We start from the raw sequence: 15,496 nt of genomic DNA, 5'->3' as shown, positions 1-15,496 counted from the left end.
GCGCTCGTGTCGGCACAACAGGGAGCGCTTCAATGAAGAGCTATCGGATTATCCCGGACAGCAGTGCGCGCAGGCGGGGACCCAAGTTCGATGAGCAGCCACCAGCCTACGACTAGGCCAACTCCACCCGCGGATCCCGCGCCAGCAACCGCGCCGCCATCTCGGTCGCCGCGACGCCGTCGAACAGCACCCCCGCCACCGCCTCGGTAATCGGCATTTCCACCCCCATCCTGTGCGCCAGCTCGCGCACCGACTTCGCACACGGCACGCCTTCGGCCACGTGCCCCAGCTCGGCCACGATGGTATCGAGCGCCTTGCCCTGGGCCAGCGCCAGCCCCACGCGCCGGTTGCGCGACAGGTCGCCGGTGCAGGTCAGGATCAGGTCGCCCATCCCGGTCAGCCCCATGAAGGTGCCCGGCTGCGCGCCCAGCGCCACGCCCAGGCGGGTGATCTCGGCCAGGCCGCGGGTGATGAGGGCGGCGCGCGCGTTCAGTCCCATGCCCAGCCCGTCGGCCGTGCCGGTGGCGATCGCCATCACGTTCTTGACCGCGCCGCCGACCTCGACGCCCACCAGGTCGTCGCAGGCGTAGACGCGCAGGTTGCCGCCGTGGACCGCCGCCACCACGCGCTCGCGCAGTTCGGCCGACTCGGAGGCCACCGACAGCGCGCAGGGCAGGCCGCGCGCCACTTCCTGGGCAAAGGAGGGGCCGGACAGGGCCGCGCCCGGCACAGGATGCTCCCCCTGAGCTCCTAGCACCTCGGCCATCACCTGGTGCGGCAGCAGGCCGGTGCCGGCCTCGAAGCCCTTGCACAGCCAGACCACGTTCGGCACCGTGCGGCCGCGCAGCTGTTCCAGCAGCGGGCGCAGGCCGGCCACCGGGCAGGCCGCGATCAGGAGCGGCGCCTCGTCCGGGCGGGCGTCGATCACGTGCGCCAGGGCGGCCTCGAAGTCGCTGCCCACGCGCAGGGAGGGCGGCAGCGGGTGGCCCGGCAGGTAGGCGTTCTCGCGGGCGGCCTCGGTGTCGCGCATCTGCTGCCGGTTGCGGCCCCATAGCAGCACGTCGTGGCGCGCGGCGAGCGCGATCGCGACCGCGGTGCCCCAGGCGCCGGCGCCGAGGATGGTGATCTTGGAAGGATGTTTGTCGTGTTGCATGGAATCCTAGGAAGGAATCACAGGCCCCAGATGTCGGAAGCCTTGATGTAGCCAACGATGCCGTCCCGGTGGCGCACGCGCGCCCAGGTGACGGCGTTCGGATCGACCAGTTCGAGCAGCACACCCTTGTCCGCGGTCATCAGGACCTGGGAGGTGTCGCTGGGCTCGGTGAAGACGCGCGCCCCCGGCACGCGCACCAGCACGTTGCGGCGGGCGGACAGGCCCTTGGCCTGGGTCCAGGCCACGTCGCCGTTCATGTCGCGCACCTTGACCCATTCGCCATAGCTGAGCATGACCTGGACCGGCATGCCGGCGGGCGCCACGTACAGCTTGTTGCCCTTGGCGGAAGGGGTGTCGTACAGGATGGCCATGGGCGCGCCGACCGTCTTGAAATCGAAGGCGAACGCGCTCGAGGCTGCCATCAAGAGCATGCCTGCAAGAAGTCGGGAAAAGGTCATGGCGGGCCTGGGTGAAACGTGAACCGCGTCGTGAGGCAGGAACGGGCGCCGCACGGCGCGGCGCCCGCGGGAGAACAGCTTATTGTGCCGGTGCGGCGGCAGCCTGGGCCATGGCGGCCTGGCGCTGCTGGTAGAAGGCTTCGAAGTTGATCTCGGCCAGGTGAACCGGCGGGAAGCCGGCGCGGCTGATCACGTCGGCGATGTTGGCGCGCAGGTACGGATAGATGATGTTCGGGCAGCCGATGCCCAGCAGCGGGTCCATCTGCTCGGCCGGGATGTTGCGGGCTTCGAAGATGCCAGCCTGCTTGCCTTCGACCAGGAAGGCGACCTTGTCCTTGAGCTTGGCGGTGACGGTGATGGTCACGGTCGACTCGTAGATGCCTTCGGCGATGCTTTCAGCGCCGACGTCCAGCGAGACTTCGATGCTCGGGGCTTCCTGTTCCAGGAAGATGCCCGGCGAGTTCGGTTGCTCCAGCGACATGTCTTTCAGGTAGACGCGTTGGATTTGGAATACTGGTTGCAGATTTTCGTCAGACATGGAACGCTTTCGTTGAAATTGTGAAGAACGGTCGTCCGTTCAGGGTGCATTGGTCAAACGCGATCACAATTGTATCAAAATCAATTTGGATGCAATAGCGGTTTGCCGACCCGTTGTAAACCCGTGTCCATACCGTTGGGTTGGTGGCGGCGAAGCCGCCAACCCTACCTCATTCGCCTTTGAGCAGCGGATCCAGCCGCCCCGCCTGGTCAAGCGCATACAGGTCGTCGAAACCGCCCACATGGGTCTCGCCCACGTAGATCTGCGGCACGGTGCGGCGCCCCGTGCGCTGCATCATGATCTGGCGCTGCTCGGGATCGAGGTCGACGCGGATGCGTTCGATGTCCTTCACGCCCTTGGCCTCGAGCAGGCGCTCGGCGCGGACGCAGTAGGGGCAGGCGGCGGTATGGTAGAGAACGACGTGTGCGGTCATGATGCTTCCTTCCTGAAAAGGTTTACTTGGTCAGCGGCAGGCCGGCCGCGCTCCATGCCGCCAGGCCGCCCTCGAGCGCGTGCGCGTCCTCGAAGCCGGCGGCGGCAAGCTGGCGCGCCGCCTTGTCGGCACGGGATCCGTTCTGGTCCACGATGACGACGGGACGGCCCTTGGACTTCTCCAGTTCGCCGAGTCGATTGGCCAAGTCTGCCAGTGGAACGTGTTTGGCGTCGCGCACGTGGCCGGCCGCGAACTCGTCGGCGCTGCGGACGTCCAGCACGAGGGTCTTGCCGCGGTTGATCATCTGCGTGGCCTGCAGCGGCGACACGCGTTTACCACGCGGCGCCAGGGCCGGCCAGAGCAGGGCGCCGCCCGAAATCACGGCGATCGCTACGACGAAGATATTATCGAGAATGAAATTCACAAGGCTTCCAATGGTTGAACTGAATCGGCGCATTATAAAATAGAAGCCGGACCGGATATCTAACCACTCTTTTTTCGAAGATCAGCTTATGTACAAAATCGTATTCATGCGCCATGGCGAATCCACCTGGAACCTGGAAAACCGCTTCACCGGCTGGACCGACGTCGACCTGACCGAAAAAGGTATTGCCGAAGCGAAAGCCGCCGGCCGCGTCCTCAAGGAGGCCGGCTTCACCTTCGACGTCGCCTACACCTCGGTGCTCAAGCGCGCGATCCGCACCCTGTGGCTGGCGCTGGACGAGATGGACATGATGTACCTGCCGATCAAGAACGACTGGCGCCTGAACGAGCGCCACTACGGCGCCCTGCAGGGCCTCGACAAGGCGGAAACCGCCGCCAAGTTCGGCGACGAGCAGGTGCTGGTCTGGCGCCGCAGCTACGACACCCCGCCGCCGGCGCTGGAGGCGGGCGACGACCGCACCTCCTTCGGCGACCCGCGCTACGCCGGCCTGGACCAGTCCCAGATCCCGCTGACCGAATGCCTGAAGGACACCGTGGCGCGCGTGATGCCGGCCTGGGACGAGGAGATCGCCCCGGCCATCCGCGCCGGCAAGAACATCCTGATCTCGGCCCACGGCAACAGCCTGCGCGCTATCATCAAGATGCTGGACAACATCAGCGACACCGACATCGTCGGCCTGAACATCCCGAACGGCCAGCCGCTGGTCTATGAACTGGATGCCGACCTGAAGCCGATCAAGCATTACTACCTGGGCGACCAGGAAGCGATCGCCGCCGCCATGGCGGCCGTGGCCAACCAAGGGAAGGCGAAGTAAGGTCTTGCGTTTGCCAACCACGAAGTTCCTCGGGAGCGCGCTCCTTTGCGCGCTCCTGGGCCTTGCCCTGTCCCCCGATGCCCTGGCCCAGCGCCAGACCGAGCGCAGCCGCCAGAAGGTGAGCGCGGAGAAGCAGCGCGCCGGTATCCAGCAGAAACTGGCCGCGATCAAGCGCGAGATCAGCCGCACCGAGGACCAGAAGGAAGACGCCGCCGATACCCTGGCGGAGTCCGAGGCCGCCATTTCGGACGCCAACCGCGCGCTGCGCGACCTGGCGGGCGAGCAGGCCGAGACCAACACGCGCCTGCAGGACATCGCGGCCGAGCAGGAAAGGCTGGCCCAGACAATTGTTAATCAAAAGAAACAATTGTCCAGGATGCTGCGCGAGCACTACGTGGCCGGCAACGAAGACCGGATCAAGCTGCTGCTGAGCGGCGACAACCCGAACCGCATCGCGCGCGACATGCAGCTGATGGGCTATGTCTCGCAGGCCCAGGCACGCCTGCTGGGTTCGCTGCGCGACAACCTGGCCCAGGTCGACGCCAACCGCGACAAGGTCGAGAACGCCCAGCAGGAGCTGGAAGAGATCGCCCAGGAGCAGCGCGACCAGAAGGCGCTGCTGGAAAAGGAGAAGGCGCGCCGCGCCGCGCTGCTGCAGACCCTGTCGAGCCGCCTGGCCGACCAGCGCAAGCAGGCCGACCGCCTGCAGCGCGACGAGCAGCGCATGAGCGGCCTGGTCGACCGCCTGACCCGCCTGATCCGCGAGCAGGCCGAGGCCGAGCAGCGTCGCCAGGCCGCGCTCGCGGCCGCCAAGGCCAAGGCGGAAGCCGAAGCGAAGGAGCGGGCCCTGGCGCGCGCCAAGGCCGCGGCCGAGAAGGCCGAGCGCGAACGCATCGCGCGCGAGGAGGCCAGGAAGAACGGCACCAAGCCCGTCACCAAGCCGGAGCCGCTGCCTGAACCGGAACCGCCCAAAGTGGCCGAGCAGCCGAAGCCGGCGGACACCAAGCCCACGGCCCCGCCGCCGCCCGAAGTCACCCTGGCGCCCGCGGCCCCGGCCGGCGCCTTCGCCTCGCTGCGCGGACGCCTGGGCGCGCCGGTCAGCGGCGCCGTGGCGGCCCGCTTCGGCTCGCGCCGCGGCGACGGCCCCACCTGGAAGGGCATGTTCATCAAGGCCGCCGAAGGGGCCGAGGTGCGCGCCGTGGCCCAGGGCCGGGTCGTGTATTCCGACTGGATGCGCGGCTTCGGCAACCTGATCATCATCGACCACGGCGGCGAGTACCTGTCGATCTACGGAAACAACCAATCCCTCCTGAAACGCGCCGGCGACATGGTGCGTCCGGGCGAGGCCATCGCGAGCGCGGGCAATACCGGCGGTAACGAGGAATCGGGGCTATACTTTGAGCTCAGGCATCGCGGCAAGGCCTTCGACCCGGCAAGCTGGGTCAAATTCTAGGGGCAAACATGGGCAAGAAAGCGAAGAACTTCGGGCTGATCGGACTGGGCATGGTGGCCGGCGTGGCCGCTTCCTTCCAGTTCTCGGCCTATGCACAGAAGACCGGCGCGCCGCTGCCGCTCGACGAGCTGCGCCAGCTGGCCGACGTCTACGGCCTGATCAAGACCGACTACGTCGAGCCGGTCGAGGACAAGAAGCTGCTGTCCGAAGCCATCGGCGGCATGGTCGCCTCGCTCGACCCGCACTCGGTCTACCTCGACCAGAAGGCCTTCCGCGAGATGCGCGAAAGCGTGCAGGGCAAGTTCGTCGGCGTGGGCGTGGAGATCGCCAGCGAAGACGGCTACATCAAGATCGTGTCCCCGATCGAGGATACCCCGGCGCACAAGGCCGGCATCAAGGCGGGCGACCTGATCACCCGCATCGACAACGTCCCGGTGCGCAACATGTCGGTCGACGAAGCGATCAAGCGCATGCGCGGCAAGGTCGGCAGCAAGGTCACCCTGACCATCGCCCGCCCCGGCGAGGACCAGCCCTGGGTGGTGCCGGTCGCGCGCGAGCAGATCAATGTCCAGAGCGTCAAGGCCAAGCTGGTCGAGCCCGGCTATGCCTGGCTGCGCGTGAGCCAGTTCCAGGAGAATACCCTGGAAGAGCTGGCCAAGAAGTCCAAGTCCCTGTTCGCCGAGAACCCCGACATCAAGGGCCTGGTGCTGGACCTGCGCAACGACCCGGGCGGCCTGCTGCCGGGCGCGATCGGCGTATCGGCGGCCTTCCTGCCCAAGCCGGACCAGGTGATCGTCTCGACCAAGGGGCAGTTGTCCGACTCGAACACGGCGTATTACGGCCGCCGCGAATTCTATGCCCAGCGCGGCGACCCGCTGGCCGGCCTGCCGGCGGCATTGAAGACGGTGCCGATGGTGGTGCTGGTCAACGGCGGCTCGGCCTCGGCCTCCGAGATCGTGGCCGGCGCCCTGCAGGACTACAAGCGCGCCATCGTGATGGGCAGCCAGACCTTCGGCAAGGGCTCGGTGCAGACCCTGCGCCAGCTCTCGGCCGATACGGCGATCAAGCTGACCACGGCGCGCTACTACACGCCGAAGGGCCGCCCGATCCAGGCCACCGGCATCGTACCCGACCTGCGCGTGCACGAGACCGCGGAAGGCGACATGCTGAACGCCTTGCGCGTGCGCGAGGCCGACCTGCAGCGCCACCTGGCGGGCGAGAACGAAAAGAAGGGCGCGTCCGCCACCGCCGCCAAGAACGAGAGCCTGGAACAGCAGAAGCGCGCCCTGGCCCTGCTGAAGGACCGCAAGCCGCTCGAGTTCGGCGGCAAGGACGACTTCCAGCTGGCGCAGGCGATCAACCACTTCAAGGGCTTGCCGGTGCAGCTGGCCAAGACCGAGGACAACCGCGACAAGCCGGCGCCGCAGCCTCTGCCGGGGGCGGAGCAGAAGCCGCCGGAGATCAAGGCGCCGCCTAAAAAATAATTGGCGCTGCGCGAAGGTAAGGCAAATGGGTCCCCGCCTGCGCGGGGATGACGTGCATGAGAACGTGGCCAGGCTTGAGCTTGCCACTGCCTTTGAACCGTCATCCCCGCGAAGGCGGGGATCCAAGTTTTCATGCGCCGCCGATAACCCAACAGCACCCATGAACGACACCCAACTCCTGCGCTACTCCCGCCACATCCTGCTCGACGACATCGGCATCGAAGGCCAGGAAAAGCTGCTGCAGGCCCATGCGCTCATCATCGGCGCCGGCGGCCTGGGCTCGCCCGCGGCGCTGTACCTGGCCTCCGGCGGCGTCGGCCGCATCACCCTGGTCGACGACGACGCGGTCGACCTCACCAACCTGCAGCGCCAGGTGATGCACACCACCGCCCGCATCGGCCAGTCCAAGGCCGAGTCCGGCCGCGAAGCCCTGCTGGCCATCAACCCCGAGATCGAAGTGACCGCCCTGCGCGAACGCGCCGGCCCAGGACGCCTGCTGGAACTTGCCCGCTCCGCCACGGTCGTACTGGACTGCAGCGACAACTTCGCCACCCGCCACGCCGTCAACCGCGCCTGCGTGGCGGCGGGCGTGCCGCTGGTGTCGGGCGCCGTGATCCGCTTCGACGGCCAGCTGTCCGTGTTCGACCCGCGCCGCCCGGGCGCGCCCTGCTATGCCTGCCTGTTCCCCGAGGACAGCCGCTACGAGGACGTGGCCTGCAGCACCATGGGCGTGTTCGCGCCCCTGGTCGGGGTGGTCGGCGCCATGCAGGCGGCCGAGGCCATGAAGCTGGTGGCGGGCATCGGCCAGCCGCTGGCCGGGCGCCTGCTGCTGCTCGAAGGCCGGGCCATGGAGTGGACCAGCATCGGGGTCGCGCATGATCCGAATTGCCCAGTCTGTTCGACTCATGCCTGAGCGCACGATTTAACGATACAGTGCCCGGCCGGCTGCCTTACAATTGCAGCCTTGTTTGCTATTCTGGGAACAGTAAGTCCGTCCTAAGCGAATTTGTCATGTTTCGGGCTTATACTGGTCTGCTTCTAACGATTCACTGCCAAGCTCATTTACCTACACGTTATGCACATTGACATGCAACGCAAGCAGCGCCGCGGCCTCCAGCGTGGCTTCACCCTGGTCGAGATCATGGTCGTCGTGGTCATCATCGGCATCCTCGGCGCCCTGGTCGTGCCCAAGCTGCTGGGCCGTACCGGCGAATCGCGCGTGACCGCCGCCAAGGTCGACATCGCCACCATGATGCAGGCGCTCAAGCTCTACAAGCTGGACAACCAGCGCTACCCGACCACCGAGCAGGGCCTGAACGCCCTGATCACCAAGCCGACCTCGGGTCCGGCCGCCAACGGCTGGAAGTCCGGCGGCTACATCGAGAAGCTGCCGAAAGATCCGTGGGGCAATGCCTACCAATACCTGTCGCCGGGTATCCACGGCGAAATCGACGTGTTCTCGCTGGGCGCGGACGGCCAGCCGGGCGGCACCGGCGAGGATGCCGACGTCGGATCCTGGGAATAAATTCTTCCCATGCCGGCCCAGCGACCGCGCCAGGATCACGGCGCTCCGTCCCGGACCCCGGCGCGCGGCTTCACCCTGGTGGAGCTGCTGGTGGTGCTGGTCATCATCGGCATCACCCTGGGCCTGGCCTCGCTGAAAGCCATGCCGAGTCCGCGCCAGGACCTGCAGGAGGAGGCCCAGCGCCTCGCCCTGCTGCTCCAGCTGGCGCGTGACGAAGCCATCGTGCGCAACCGCCTGGTGGCCTTCGAGGCCAACGGCGAACGCTACCGCTTCATGGTGCGCAACGACACCGGCTGGGAACCCGTTACCAAGGACGACCTGCTGCGCGAACGCAGCTTCAAGAACGCTCCCCTGCAGCTGGTGCTCGAACCGGCCGGCGCCAGCGGCGCCAACGACGTGCTGCGCATCACCTTCGGGCGCGAGCCGGTCGACAAGCCCTTCCTGCTGACCATGGCGACCGGCGAGAACCGGGTCGCGATCCGCGCCGACGGCGTCGGCCACTTCACCGTCGAATGAGCATGCGGCCACGACTTTCCCGGGGGTTCACCCTGCTCGAAGTGCTGGTGGCGCTGGTCATCGTCGGCACCGCGCTGACGGCCGGCCTGCGCGCCGTCGGCAGCCTGACCGCCAACAGCTCGGACCTGCGCGCCTCGATGATGGCGACCTGGTCGGCCGAGAACCGCCTGGTGCAGATCCGCATCGGCCGCGAATTCCCCGAGATCGGCCGGCGCAGCTTTCCCTGCCCGCAAGGCGACCTGAACTTCATCTGCGAAGAAGAAGTGTTCACCAGTCCCAACCCGCTCTTGCGCCGCATCGAAGTCTCGGTCTTCGACGCCGACAACCCGGGCCGACGCATTGTCAAACTGGTCCAACTGGTCCTGAGGCCGTCTCCGATATGAGCTATTCCAAGCGCGCGGGCTTCACCCTGGTCGAACTGCTGGTGGCCATCTCGATCCTGGCCATCGTGGCCGTGCTCGGCTGGCGCGGCCTGGACGGCATCGTGCGCGGACGCATCATCCTGACCGAGCAGATGGAAACCACGCGCGGCATGCAGCTGGCGTTCGCCCAGATGCAGAGCGATTGCGAGCACCTGGCCGGCAGCGACGTGCTGGGCCGCCGCCCCTACATCCAGTGGGACGCCGACCGCCTGACCCTGGTGCGCAAGGTCTTCGTCGAAAACGAAGCCTCGCGCCTGCAGGTCGTGTCCTACCGCATCGCCGGCGGCCAGCTGCTGCGCCGTGAATCGCCCGGCACCCGCGACCTGGTCCAGCTCGAACAGCTGTGGGAGTCGATCTCCTCGGATGCCCCGGCCCAGAACTCGCCGCCGGTGGCGCTGCAGAACGGTGTGCTTGGCATGCAGATCCAGGCCTGGCAGAACAATGCCTGGCGCACCGAGCCGGCCCGGATCGTCGGCAATCCGCTGCAGCAGCAAGGGCAGCCACCCCTCGTCCAGCCGAACGCCGGAGGCACCAGCGAGCCCACCGGCATCCTGGTCGCGCTCACCGTGCGCAACCTGGCCGCGCCGATGCTCAAGTCCTTCCTGCTGGGAGGCACCTGATGCGCCTTTCCCATCCAGGACGCCAGCGCGGCGTGGCGGTGGTCACCGCGCTCCTGCTGACCACCTTGGCCGTGTCGATCGTCGCCAGCCTGTTCTGGCAGCAGCAGGTCCAGGTGCGCTCGATGGAAAACCAGCGCCTGCAACTGCAGACCAAGTGGATCCTGCGCGGCGCGCTCGACTGGTCGAGCGTCGTGCTGCGCCAGAGTAACTACACTGGCCCCTACACCTCGCTCGACCAGGTCTGGGCCACGCCCCTGGCCGAGACCCGTCTCGACCAGTACATCGAGCGCGAGCGCATCGAGGGCGAAAATTTCGACGCCTCCCTCTCGGGTAACATTATCGACGCCACGTCGCGTTACAATCTTACCAATCTGGCCAAGGACAAGATCGTCAGCAAGGAGCAGCAGTTCATCTTCAACCGCCTGCTGACCAACCTGCGCATCGACGGCCGGCTGGCCGAACGCGCGGCGCAGCTGGTCGCGGCAGGGCAGTCGGTGCCGGTGCTGCCGGAGGATCCGAACCAGCCGCCGCCGACGCCGCCGACACCGCCGGTGACGGGCGCGAACCCTATCCCCGGCACGCCGATGCCGCTGCTGCGGGTCGACGACCTGATGGTCCTGCCCGGCTTCACGCCCGAGGTGATGCAGAAGCTGCGTCCCTTCCTGACGGTGTTGCCGCAACAGACGCCGGTGAACGTGAACACGGCGCCGGCCGAGGTGCTGGCGGCGGTGCTGCCGGGCTATTCGCTGTCGGAGGCGAACGTGCTGGTCGAAAAGCGCAAGCGCGCGCCCTGGCGCGACATCGAGTACTTCAAGGGCGAGCTGAAGCCCGCGAGCCAGCCGGAAGACGGCTCGATCGGTGTGCAGAGTAATTATTTCCTGGTACAGAGCCGGATCCGGCTCGACCGGGCGGCATTGAACGCCGAGTCCTTGATCAGCCGCGAGGGGATCATCGGCGGAGGCACCAAGGTGGTCTGGACCCGCCAAAACTAGAAGAAAGCGAGACAGTTTGACTACTCTTTATATACGGCACCCGGCCCGGGCGGAAGGCGAGGGTGCGCTGTGCCGGTTCGCACTGGTGGCCGACAGCGGCGCCATCGAACAGCAAGGCGAAGGCCCGCTGCGCAACCTGGGCGACGTGGTCGCGGCCAGCCGCCGCGTGGTGCTGGTGCTGGCCGGCGCCGACGTCACCGTGCTGCCGGTCGAGGCCCCGCCGCTGACCGGCGCCCGCCTGCGCGCCGCGCTCCCCGGCCTGGTCGAAGAACACATCCTGGGCGATCCGCTCGATTGCGTGCTGGTCGCCGGTCCGCCGCTGGCCGACGGCCGTCGCCCGGTGGCGGTGGTCCAGCGCGACTGGTTCGAACCGCTGGTCAAGACCCTGCTGGCGCAGGGCGCGCGCGCCGTGTCCGCGCTGCCCGCGCCGCTCTGCCTGCCCCTGCAGCCGGGCAGCGTCAGCGCCGCCATCGGCAACGGCGAACTGATCCTGCGCCAGAGCCAGTACGAAGGCCTGGGCCTGGCCATGGACGGCAATCCCGCGGCCACCCTGCAGACGGCGCGCGCGCTGTCGGGCGACGCCCCGCTGGTGCTCTACGTGCCCCACGATCAACTGGGCGAGTACCAGGCGCTGCTGGCCGAGGCCGGCCCCGGCATCAGCCTCGAGAGCGAGGAATGGGCGCACTGGATCGCGGGATCGAAGAGCAGCACGATGGACCTGGTGCCCGGCCTGGGCGCGGCCGGCGTGGCCCAGCGCGACTGGAGCCGCTGGCGCTGGCCGATCCGCCTGGCCCTGCTGGCGGTGCTGGTCAACATCATCGGCCTGAACGTCGAATGGCTGCGCCTGAAGGGCGAGGCCGACGCCGTGCGCGCCCAGATCAACCAGACCTTCCGCTCGGTCTATCCGAATACCCCGGCGATCGACCCGGTGGCCCAGATGCGCCAGAACATCGCGCGCGCCAAGGCCGGCAGCGGCCAGATCGCCCCGGACGAATTCCACTGGCTGGCCGGCGCCGTGGGCGAAGCGACCCGCACGCTCGCGCGCCAGCCCGGCATTGCGTCGATCGAGTTCCGCGAACGCGCGCTCACCGTGCGCGTCAAGCCCGAGACCATCGACCCGTCCGTCACCGCGCAAATGAAGACCGCGCTGTCGGCGCGCAACCTGAGCCTGGAGGAATCGGCCCCGGCCACCTGGATCATCCGCAGCACGGGAGTCACGCCATGAGTATCGCCGCCCAGATCGTCGCATTGCGCGAGCGCGCGCTGGCCTACTGGCTCGCCCGCACCGACCAGGAGCGCAAGTTCCTCGCCGCCGGCATCGGCGTGGCCGTGCTGGCCCTGGTCTACCTGCTGTTCATCGACCCGGCCCTGACCGGGCGCGAGCAGCTGCGCCGTTCGCTGCCCGAGCTGCGCCAGCAGGCGGCCCAGATGCAGGCCCTGGCCGCCGAGGCCCAGGCCCTGAACGCCCAGCCGGCGGCGCCGGTCACCCCGATGACGCGCGAAGGCCTGACGGCCAGCCTGGCCACGCGCGGCCTCACCGCGGCCTCGCTCACGCTCACCGGCGAATACGCCAAGGCCCAGTTCGATGGCGTGTCCTACGCCAACCTGATGGCCTGGCTCGACGCCCAGCGGCGCGAGAACCGGGTGCTGGTGCAGGACGGCGTGTTCACCGCCAAGGAAGCCCTGGGACAGGTCGACGCCACCCTGACGCTGCGCCAGGGCAGCGCGCCCGCTCCATGAAGCGCACGCTCGCCTGGGGCGCGCTGGTGCTGCTGGCGGTGCTGGCCACGATCCTCGTGTTCCTGCCCGCCGCCTGGCTCGGCCCCATGGTCGAAAAACAGACGGGCGGTCGTTTGACTCTGGGGGATGCGCAAGGTACGCTGTGGCGCGGCTCGGCCTTCGTGGGCGGGGCGCCGGGCGAGGGCGGGGCGGTGACGCCGCTGCTGCCGGGACGCTTTGCCTGGAAGCTGTCGCCCCTGGTGCTGTTCGGTCACGTCAGCATGGAACTGGAGAACCCGCAAGCCCTGAACCAGCCGGTGCGGCTCGAAGGCAGCTGGTCGCAGTGGCAGGTCAGCCCCGGCGAGCTGCTGCTGCCGGCCGATGGCCTGGCCGGCCTCGGCGCGCCGCTGAACACGCTGGCCCTGAGCGGCGCGATCAAGCTCACCTGGAACAAGCTCGACCTGGTGCGCCAGGAAAACATGATGGCGGTCCAGGGCCGCACGGTACTGTCCCTGGCCGACATGGGCTCGCGCATGTCGCCCGTCAAGCCGCTCGGCAGCTACGAAATGGCGATGGACTGGCGCGGCCCGCAAGCCGATTTGAACCTGCGCACCGTACGCGGCGCTTTGCTGCTGACGGGTTCGGGAATGTTGCAAAATGGACGTCTGCGCTTTTCCGGGCAGGCCTCGGCCGCCGACGGCTACGAAGAGACGCTGGGGAACATGTTGAACCTGCTGGGCCAGCGCCGCATGGTGAACGGCAAAAATGTAATCGCACTCGAGTTCAGATAATGAAAACAACTACCCGTACCACCTTCGAGATCCCGGCCCTGCGCCGTCTTGCCGCCGGCGCCATGCTGTGCTGCTTCGCCGCGACCACGGCCGTGCCGCTGCCGGTCCTGGCCCAGGAGAGCGCAAATGCCGCCGCCTTGAGCTTCGTCAATGCCGACATCGAGTCGGTGATCAAGGCGATCGGCCACTACACCGGCATGACCTTCATCGTCGACCCCCGGGTCAAGGGCACGATCACCCTGCAATCCGAGAAGTCGCTCAGCAAGACCCAGGCCTTCGGCCTGCTCACCTCGGCCTTGCGCCTGCAGGGCTTCGCGGTGGTCACCAGCGGCGACGGCTACGCCAAGGTGGTGCCGGAAGCGGAAGCCAAGCTGCAGTCCTCGCCGACCCAGGTGGGCGGCGTGCGCGCCAGCCGCGCCACCGGCGACCAGATCGCGACCCAGGTGTTCTACCTGAACTACGAATCGGCCGCCAACCTCACGGCCGTGCTGCGTCCCCTGATTTCGCCGAACAACTCGATCATGGCGAACCCGGGCAACAACACCCTGGTCGTCACCGACTACGCCGACAACCTGCGCCGCCTGGCCAAGATCATCGCCGCGCTCGACGCGCCGGTGGCGGCCGACCTCGACGTGATCCCGATCCGCAACGCCATCGCCAGCGACGTCGCCACGCTCGTGACGCGCCTGATGGAACCGGCCGCCGGCGGCGACTCCGGCCGCGTGACCGTGCTGGCCGACCCGCGCACCAACTCGGTGGTGATCCGGGCACCCTCGCAGGCGCGCGCCAACCTGGCCAAGAGCCTGATCGCGCGTCTCGACCAGGCCACCACCAGCCAGGGCAACATCCACGTCGTCTATCTCAAGAACGCCGACGCCAGCCGTGTGGCCCAAACCCTGCGCGCCGTGGTGTCGCAGGACGCCTCGGCGGTGCCGCAACAGCAGCAGGGCACCTCGGGCGGCTCGATCCAGGCCGGGAGCCAGGGCGGCGCGGGGGGCCTGGGCGGCCAGCAGGGCGCGCAAAGCCAGCAGACCGTGAGCGCGGTCGGCGGCGGCGGCAGCTACGGCCAGCAGGGGCAGCTTGGCGGCGGTGGCGGCGCGGGCGGAGGCGCCGGCTCCGGCTTCATCCAGGCCGATATCTCGACCAACAGCCTGATCATCACCGCGCCGGATGCGGTCTACCGCAACCTGCGCTCGGTCATCGACCAGCTCGACGTGCGCCGCGCCCAGGTGTACATCGAGGCCCTGGTGGTCGAGGTAAACTCGAACAAGGCCTCCGAATTCGGCGTGCAGTGGGTGGGCGCTTCCGGCGACAACGACAGCAAGTACCGCGTCGGCGGCCTGCAGTCCTTCACCGGCGGCAACCAGACCAACAACATCGTCAACCTGGCCGCGGCGGCCAGCCAGGGCTTCTCCGGCACCTCGATCCCAACCCTGCCGGGCGGCCTGTCGGTCGGCCTGTTCCGCCAGGTGGGCGGCCAGCTCGGCCTCGGCGCCGTGGCGCGCGCCCTTGAAAGCGACGGCAACGCCAACATCTTGTCCACACCGAACATGATCACGCTGGATAACGAACTGGCGTCGATCAAGGTCGGCCAGAACGTGCCGATCATCACCGGTTCGTACGCGACCAACACCACCACCGGCGGCGGCAATCCGTTCCAGACCGTCGACCGCAAGGACGTGGGCCTGCTGCTCAAGGTCCGTCCGCAGATTTCGGAAGGCGGCACGATCAAGATGGCCATCTACCACGAGAACTCGAGCGTGGACAATTCGACCCGCAACCTGGCGTCGGGCCTGACCACCAACGTGCGCGCGATCGAAAGCAATGTGCTGGCCGACGACGGCCAGATCATCGTGCTCGGCGGCCTGATCGAGGACACCGAGGGCGACGGCGAGGAGAAAGTGCGTGGCCTGGGCGACATCCCGGTGCTGGGCAACCTGTTCAAGTACCGCACCCGCACCCGCGTGAAGACCAACCTGATGGTCTTCCTGCGCCCGGTCGTGGTGCGCAGCAAGGAATCCTCGAACTCGCTGGCGATGGACCGCTACGAATACATGCGCGCCGCCGGCGCGATCGGCCAGCCGGAAAGCTCGCCGCTGCTGCGCGAACTGGGCGCGCCGGTGCTGCCGCCCC

18 protein-coding genes are annotated in these 15,496 nt (G+C 67.9%); 13 read left to right on the top strand and 5 right to left on the bottom strand.

Annotated elements, in window-relative coordinates; genetic code table 11:
- Positions 1–112: 112 nt before the first annotated feature.
- From KBW98_RS21695 to KBW98_RS21675, 5 genes are all read right to left on the bottom strand, one after another.
- A complete protein-coding gene (locus KBW98_RS21695) occupies positions 113–1,153 on the bottom strand; it encodes an NAD(P)H-dependent glycerol-3-phosphate dehydrogenase (RefSeq protein ID WP_211522253.1) in 1,041 nt (346 codons plus the stop codon).
- A 17-nt stretch (positions 1,154–1,170) separates the two neighbouring features.
- Complete coding sequence (locus tag KBW98_RS21690) at positions 1,171–1,584, bottom strand: SH3 domain-containing protein (protein ID WP_229429342.1); 414 nt, start codon at positions 1,582–1,584, stop codon at positions 1,171–1,173.
- Positions 1,585–1,690: 106 nt separating this feature from the next.
- Positions 1,691–2,149 carry a protein-export chaperone SecB gene (gene secB / locus KBW98_RS21685; RefSeq protein WP_211522251.1) on the bottom strand — a complete coding sequence of 153 codons (459 nt, stop codon included), beginning with the start codon at positions 2,147–2,149 and terminating at the stop codon, positions 1,691–1,693.
- A gap of 169 nt (positions 2,150–2,318) precedes the next feature.
- Entirely contained in the window at positions 2,319–2,582 is a 264-nt protein-coding gene (grxC, locus tag KBW98_RS21680; protein ID WP_211522250.1) for a glutaredoxin 3, read from the bottom strand.
- Positions 2,583–2,604: 22 nt separating this feature from the next.
- Complete coding sequence (locus KBW98_RS21675; protein ID WP_211522249.1) at positions 2,605–3,006, bottom strand: rhodanese-like domain-containing protein; 402 nt, start codon at positions 3,004–3,006, stop codon at positions 2,605–2,607.
- A gap of 88 nt (positions 3,007–3,094) precedes the next feature.
- On the opposite strand from KBW98_RS21675, the gene gpmA reads away from it, so the two are divergent.
- From gpmA to gspD, 13 genes are all read left to right on the top strand, one after another.
- Positions 3,095–3,841: a 2,3-diphosphoglycerate-dependent phosphoglycerate mutase gene (gene gpmA, locus KBW98_RS21670; RefSeq protein WP_211522248.1), complete on the top strand. Its 747-nt coding sequence runs from the start codon at positions 3,095–3,097 to the stop codon at positions 3,839–3,841.
- A gap of 10 nt (positions 3,842–3,851) precedes the next feature.
- Positions 3,852–5,294, top strand: a complete 1,443-nt coding sequence (locus KBW98_RS21665) for a murein hydrolase activator EnvC (RefSeq protein ID WP_211522247.1) — start codon at positions 3,852–3,854, stop codon at positions 5,292–5,294.
- 8 nt (positions 5,295–5,302) lie between these two features.
- Positions 5,303–6,778, top strand: coding sequence for a S41 family peptidase (locus KBW98_RS21660; RefSeq protein WP_211522246.1), 1,476 nt, complete (start codon positions 5,303–5,305; stop codon positions 6,776–6,778).
- A 160-nt stretch (positions 6,779–6,938) separates the two neighbouring features.
- Entirely contained in the window at positions 6,939–7,691 is a 753-nt protein-coding gene (locus KBW98_RS21655) for a HesA/MoeB/ThiF family protein (RefSeq protein ID WP_211522245.1), read from the top strand.
- A 174-nt stretch (positions 7,692–7,865) separates the two neighbouring features.
- Entirely contained in the window at positions 7,866–8,303 is a 438-nt protein-coding gene (gene gspG, locus KBW98_RS21650) for a type II secretion system major pseudopilin GspG (protein ID WP_211522244.1), read from the top strand.
- Positions 8,304–8,312: 9 nt separating this feature from the next.
- The gene (gspH, locus tag KBW98_RS21645) at positions 8,313–8,819 is read left to right on the top strand and encodes a type II secretion system minor pseudopilin GspH (RefSeq protein WP_211522243.1); all 507 of its coding nucleotides are present in this window, start codon (positions 8,313–8,315) and stop codon (positions 8,817–8,819) included.
- 2 nt (positions 8,820–8,821) lie between these two features.
- Positions 8,822–9,202 carry a type II secretion system minor pseudopilin GspI gene (gene gspI, locus KBW98_RS21640; RefSeq protein WP_373888988.1) on the top strand — a complete coding sequence of 127 codons (381 nt, stop codon included), beginning with the start codon at positions 8,822–8,824 and terminating at the stop codon, positions 9,200–9,202.
- Positions 9,199–9,861: a type II secretion system protein J gene (locus tag KBW98_RS21635; protein ID WP_211522241.1), complete on the top strand. Its 663-nt coding sequence runs from the start codon at positions 9,199–9,201 to the stop codon at positions 9,859–9,861. The genes gspI and KBW98_RS21635 overlap by 4 nt, the downstream gene beginning before the upstream one ends.
- Complete coding sequence (gene gspK, locus KBW98_RS21630; RefSeq protein WP_211522240.1) at positions 9,861–10,853, top strand: type II secretion system minor pseudopilin GspK; 993 nt, start codon at positions 9,861–9,863, stop codon at positions 10,851–10,853. Before KBW98_RS21635 ends, gspK begins: the two co-directional genes overlap by 1 nt.
- Before the next feature lie 16 nt (positions 10,854–10,869).
- The gene (gspL, locus tag KBW98_RS21625) at positions 10,870–12,078 is read left to right on the top strand and encodes a type II secretion system protein GspL (RefSeq protein WP_211522239.1); all 1,209 of its coding nucleotides are present in this window, start codon (positions 10,870–10,872) and stop codon (positions 12,076–12,078) included.
- The gene (gspM, locus tag KBW98_RS21620; protein ID WP_211522238.1) at positions 12,075–12,593 is read left to right on the top strand and encodes a type II secretion system protein GspM; all 519 of its coding nucleotides are present in this window, start codon (positions 12,075–12,077) and stop codon (positions 12,591–12,593) included. The genes gspL and gspM overlap by 4 nt, the downstream gene beginning before the upstream one ends.
- On the top strand, positions 12,590–13,363 hold the full coding sequence (gene gspN, locus KBW98_RS21615; RefSeq protein WP_211522237.1) for a type II secretion system protein N: 774 nt from the start codon (positions 12,590–12,592) through the stop codon (positions 13,361–13,363). Before gspM ends, gspN begins: the two co-directional genes overlap by 4 nt.
- On the top strand, positions 13,363–15,496 hold a 2,134-nt coding region (gspD, locus tag KBW98_RS21610; RefSeq protein ID WP_211522236.1), incomplete at its 3' end, for a type II secretion system secretin GspD. The genes gspN and gspD, both read left to right, overlap by 1 nt.

The organism is Massilia sp. ST3 (assembly GCF_018119405.1).
Classification (GTDB): Bacteria; Pseudomonadota; Gammaproteobacteria; order Burkholderiales; family Burkholderiaceae_D; genus Telluria.
Note: the sequence above shows the minus strand (reverse complement) of the source record. Positions and strands in the feature narration are given on the sequence as shown.

Excerpts from the sequence above, each read along its gene's own strand:
- KBW98_RS21695 (WP_211522253.1), bottom strand. The coding sequence starts at position 1,153 with ATGCAACACGACAAACATCCTTCCAAGATCACCATCCTCGGCGCCGGC.
- KBW98_RS21690 (WP_229429342.1), bottom strand. The coding sequence starts at position 1,584 with ATGCTCTTGATGGCAGCCTCGAGCGCGTTCGCCTTCGATTTCAAGACG.
- secB (WP_211522251.1), bottom strand. The coding sequence starts at position 2,149 with ATGTCTGACGAAAATCTGCAACCAGTATTCCAAATCCAACGCGTCTAC.
- grxC (WP_211522250.1), bottom strand. The coding sequence starts at position 2,582 with ATGACCGCACACGTCGTTCTCTACCATACCGCCGCCTGCCCCTACTGC.
- gpmA (WP_211522248.1), top strand. The coding sequence starts at position 3,095 with ATGTACAAAATCGTATTCATGCGCCATGGCGAATCCACCTGGAACCTG.
- KBW98_RS21660 (WP_211522246.1), top strand. The coding sequence starts at position 5,303 with ATGGGCAAGAAAGCGAAGAACTTCGGGCTGATCGGACTGGGCATGGTG.
- KBW98_RS21655 (WP_211522245.1), top strand. The coding sequence starts at position 6,939 with ATGAACGACACCCAACTCCTGCGCTACTCCCGCCACATCCTGCTCGAC.
- gspG (WP_211522244.1), top strand. The coding sequence starts at position 7,866 with ATGCAACGCAAGCAGCGCCGCGGCCTCCAGCGTGGCTTCACCCTGGTC.
- gspH (WP_211522243.1), top strand. The coding sequence starts at position 8,313 with ATGCCGGCCCAGCGACCGCGCCAGGATCACGGCGCTCCGTCCCGGACC.
- gspI (WP_373888988.1), top strand. The coding sequence starts at position 8,822 with ATGCGGCCACGACTTTCCCGGGGGTTCACCCTGCTCGAAGTGCTGGTG.
- KBW98_RS21635 (WP_211522241.1), top strand. The coding sequence starts at position 9,199 with ATGAGCTATTCCAAGCGCGCGGGCTTCACCCTGGTCGAACTGCTGGTG.
- gspK (WP_211522240.1), top strand. The coding sequence starts at position 9,861 with ATGCGCCTTTCCCATCCAGGACGCCAGCGCGGCGTGGCGGTGGTCACC.
- gspM (WP_211522238.1), top strand. The coding sequence starts at position 12,075 with ATGAGTATCGCCGCCCAGATCGTCGCATTGCGCGAGCGCGCGCTGGCC.
- gspN (WP_211522237.1), top strand. The coding sequence starts at position 12,590 with ATGAAGCGCACGCTCGCCTGGGGCGCGCTGGTGCTGCTGGCGGTGCTG.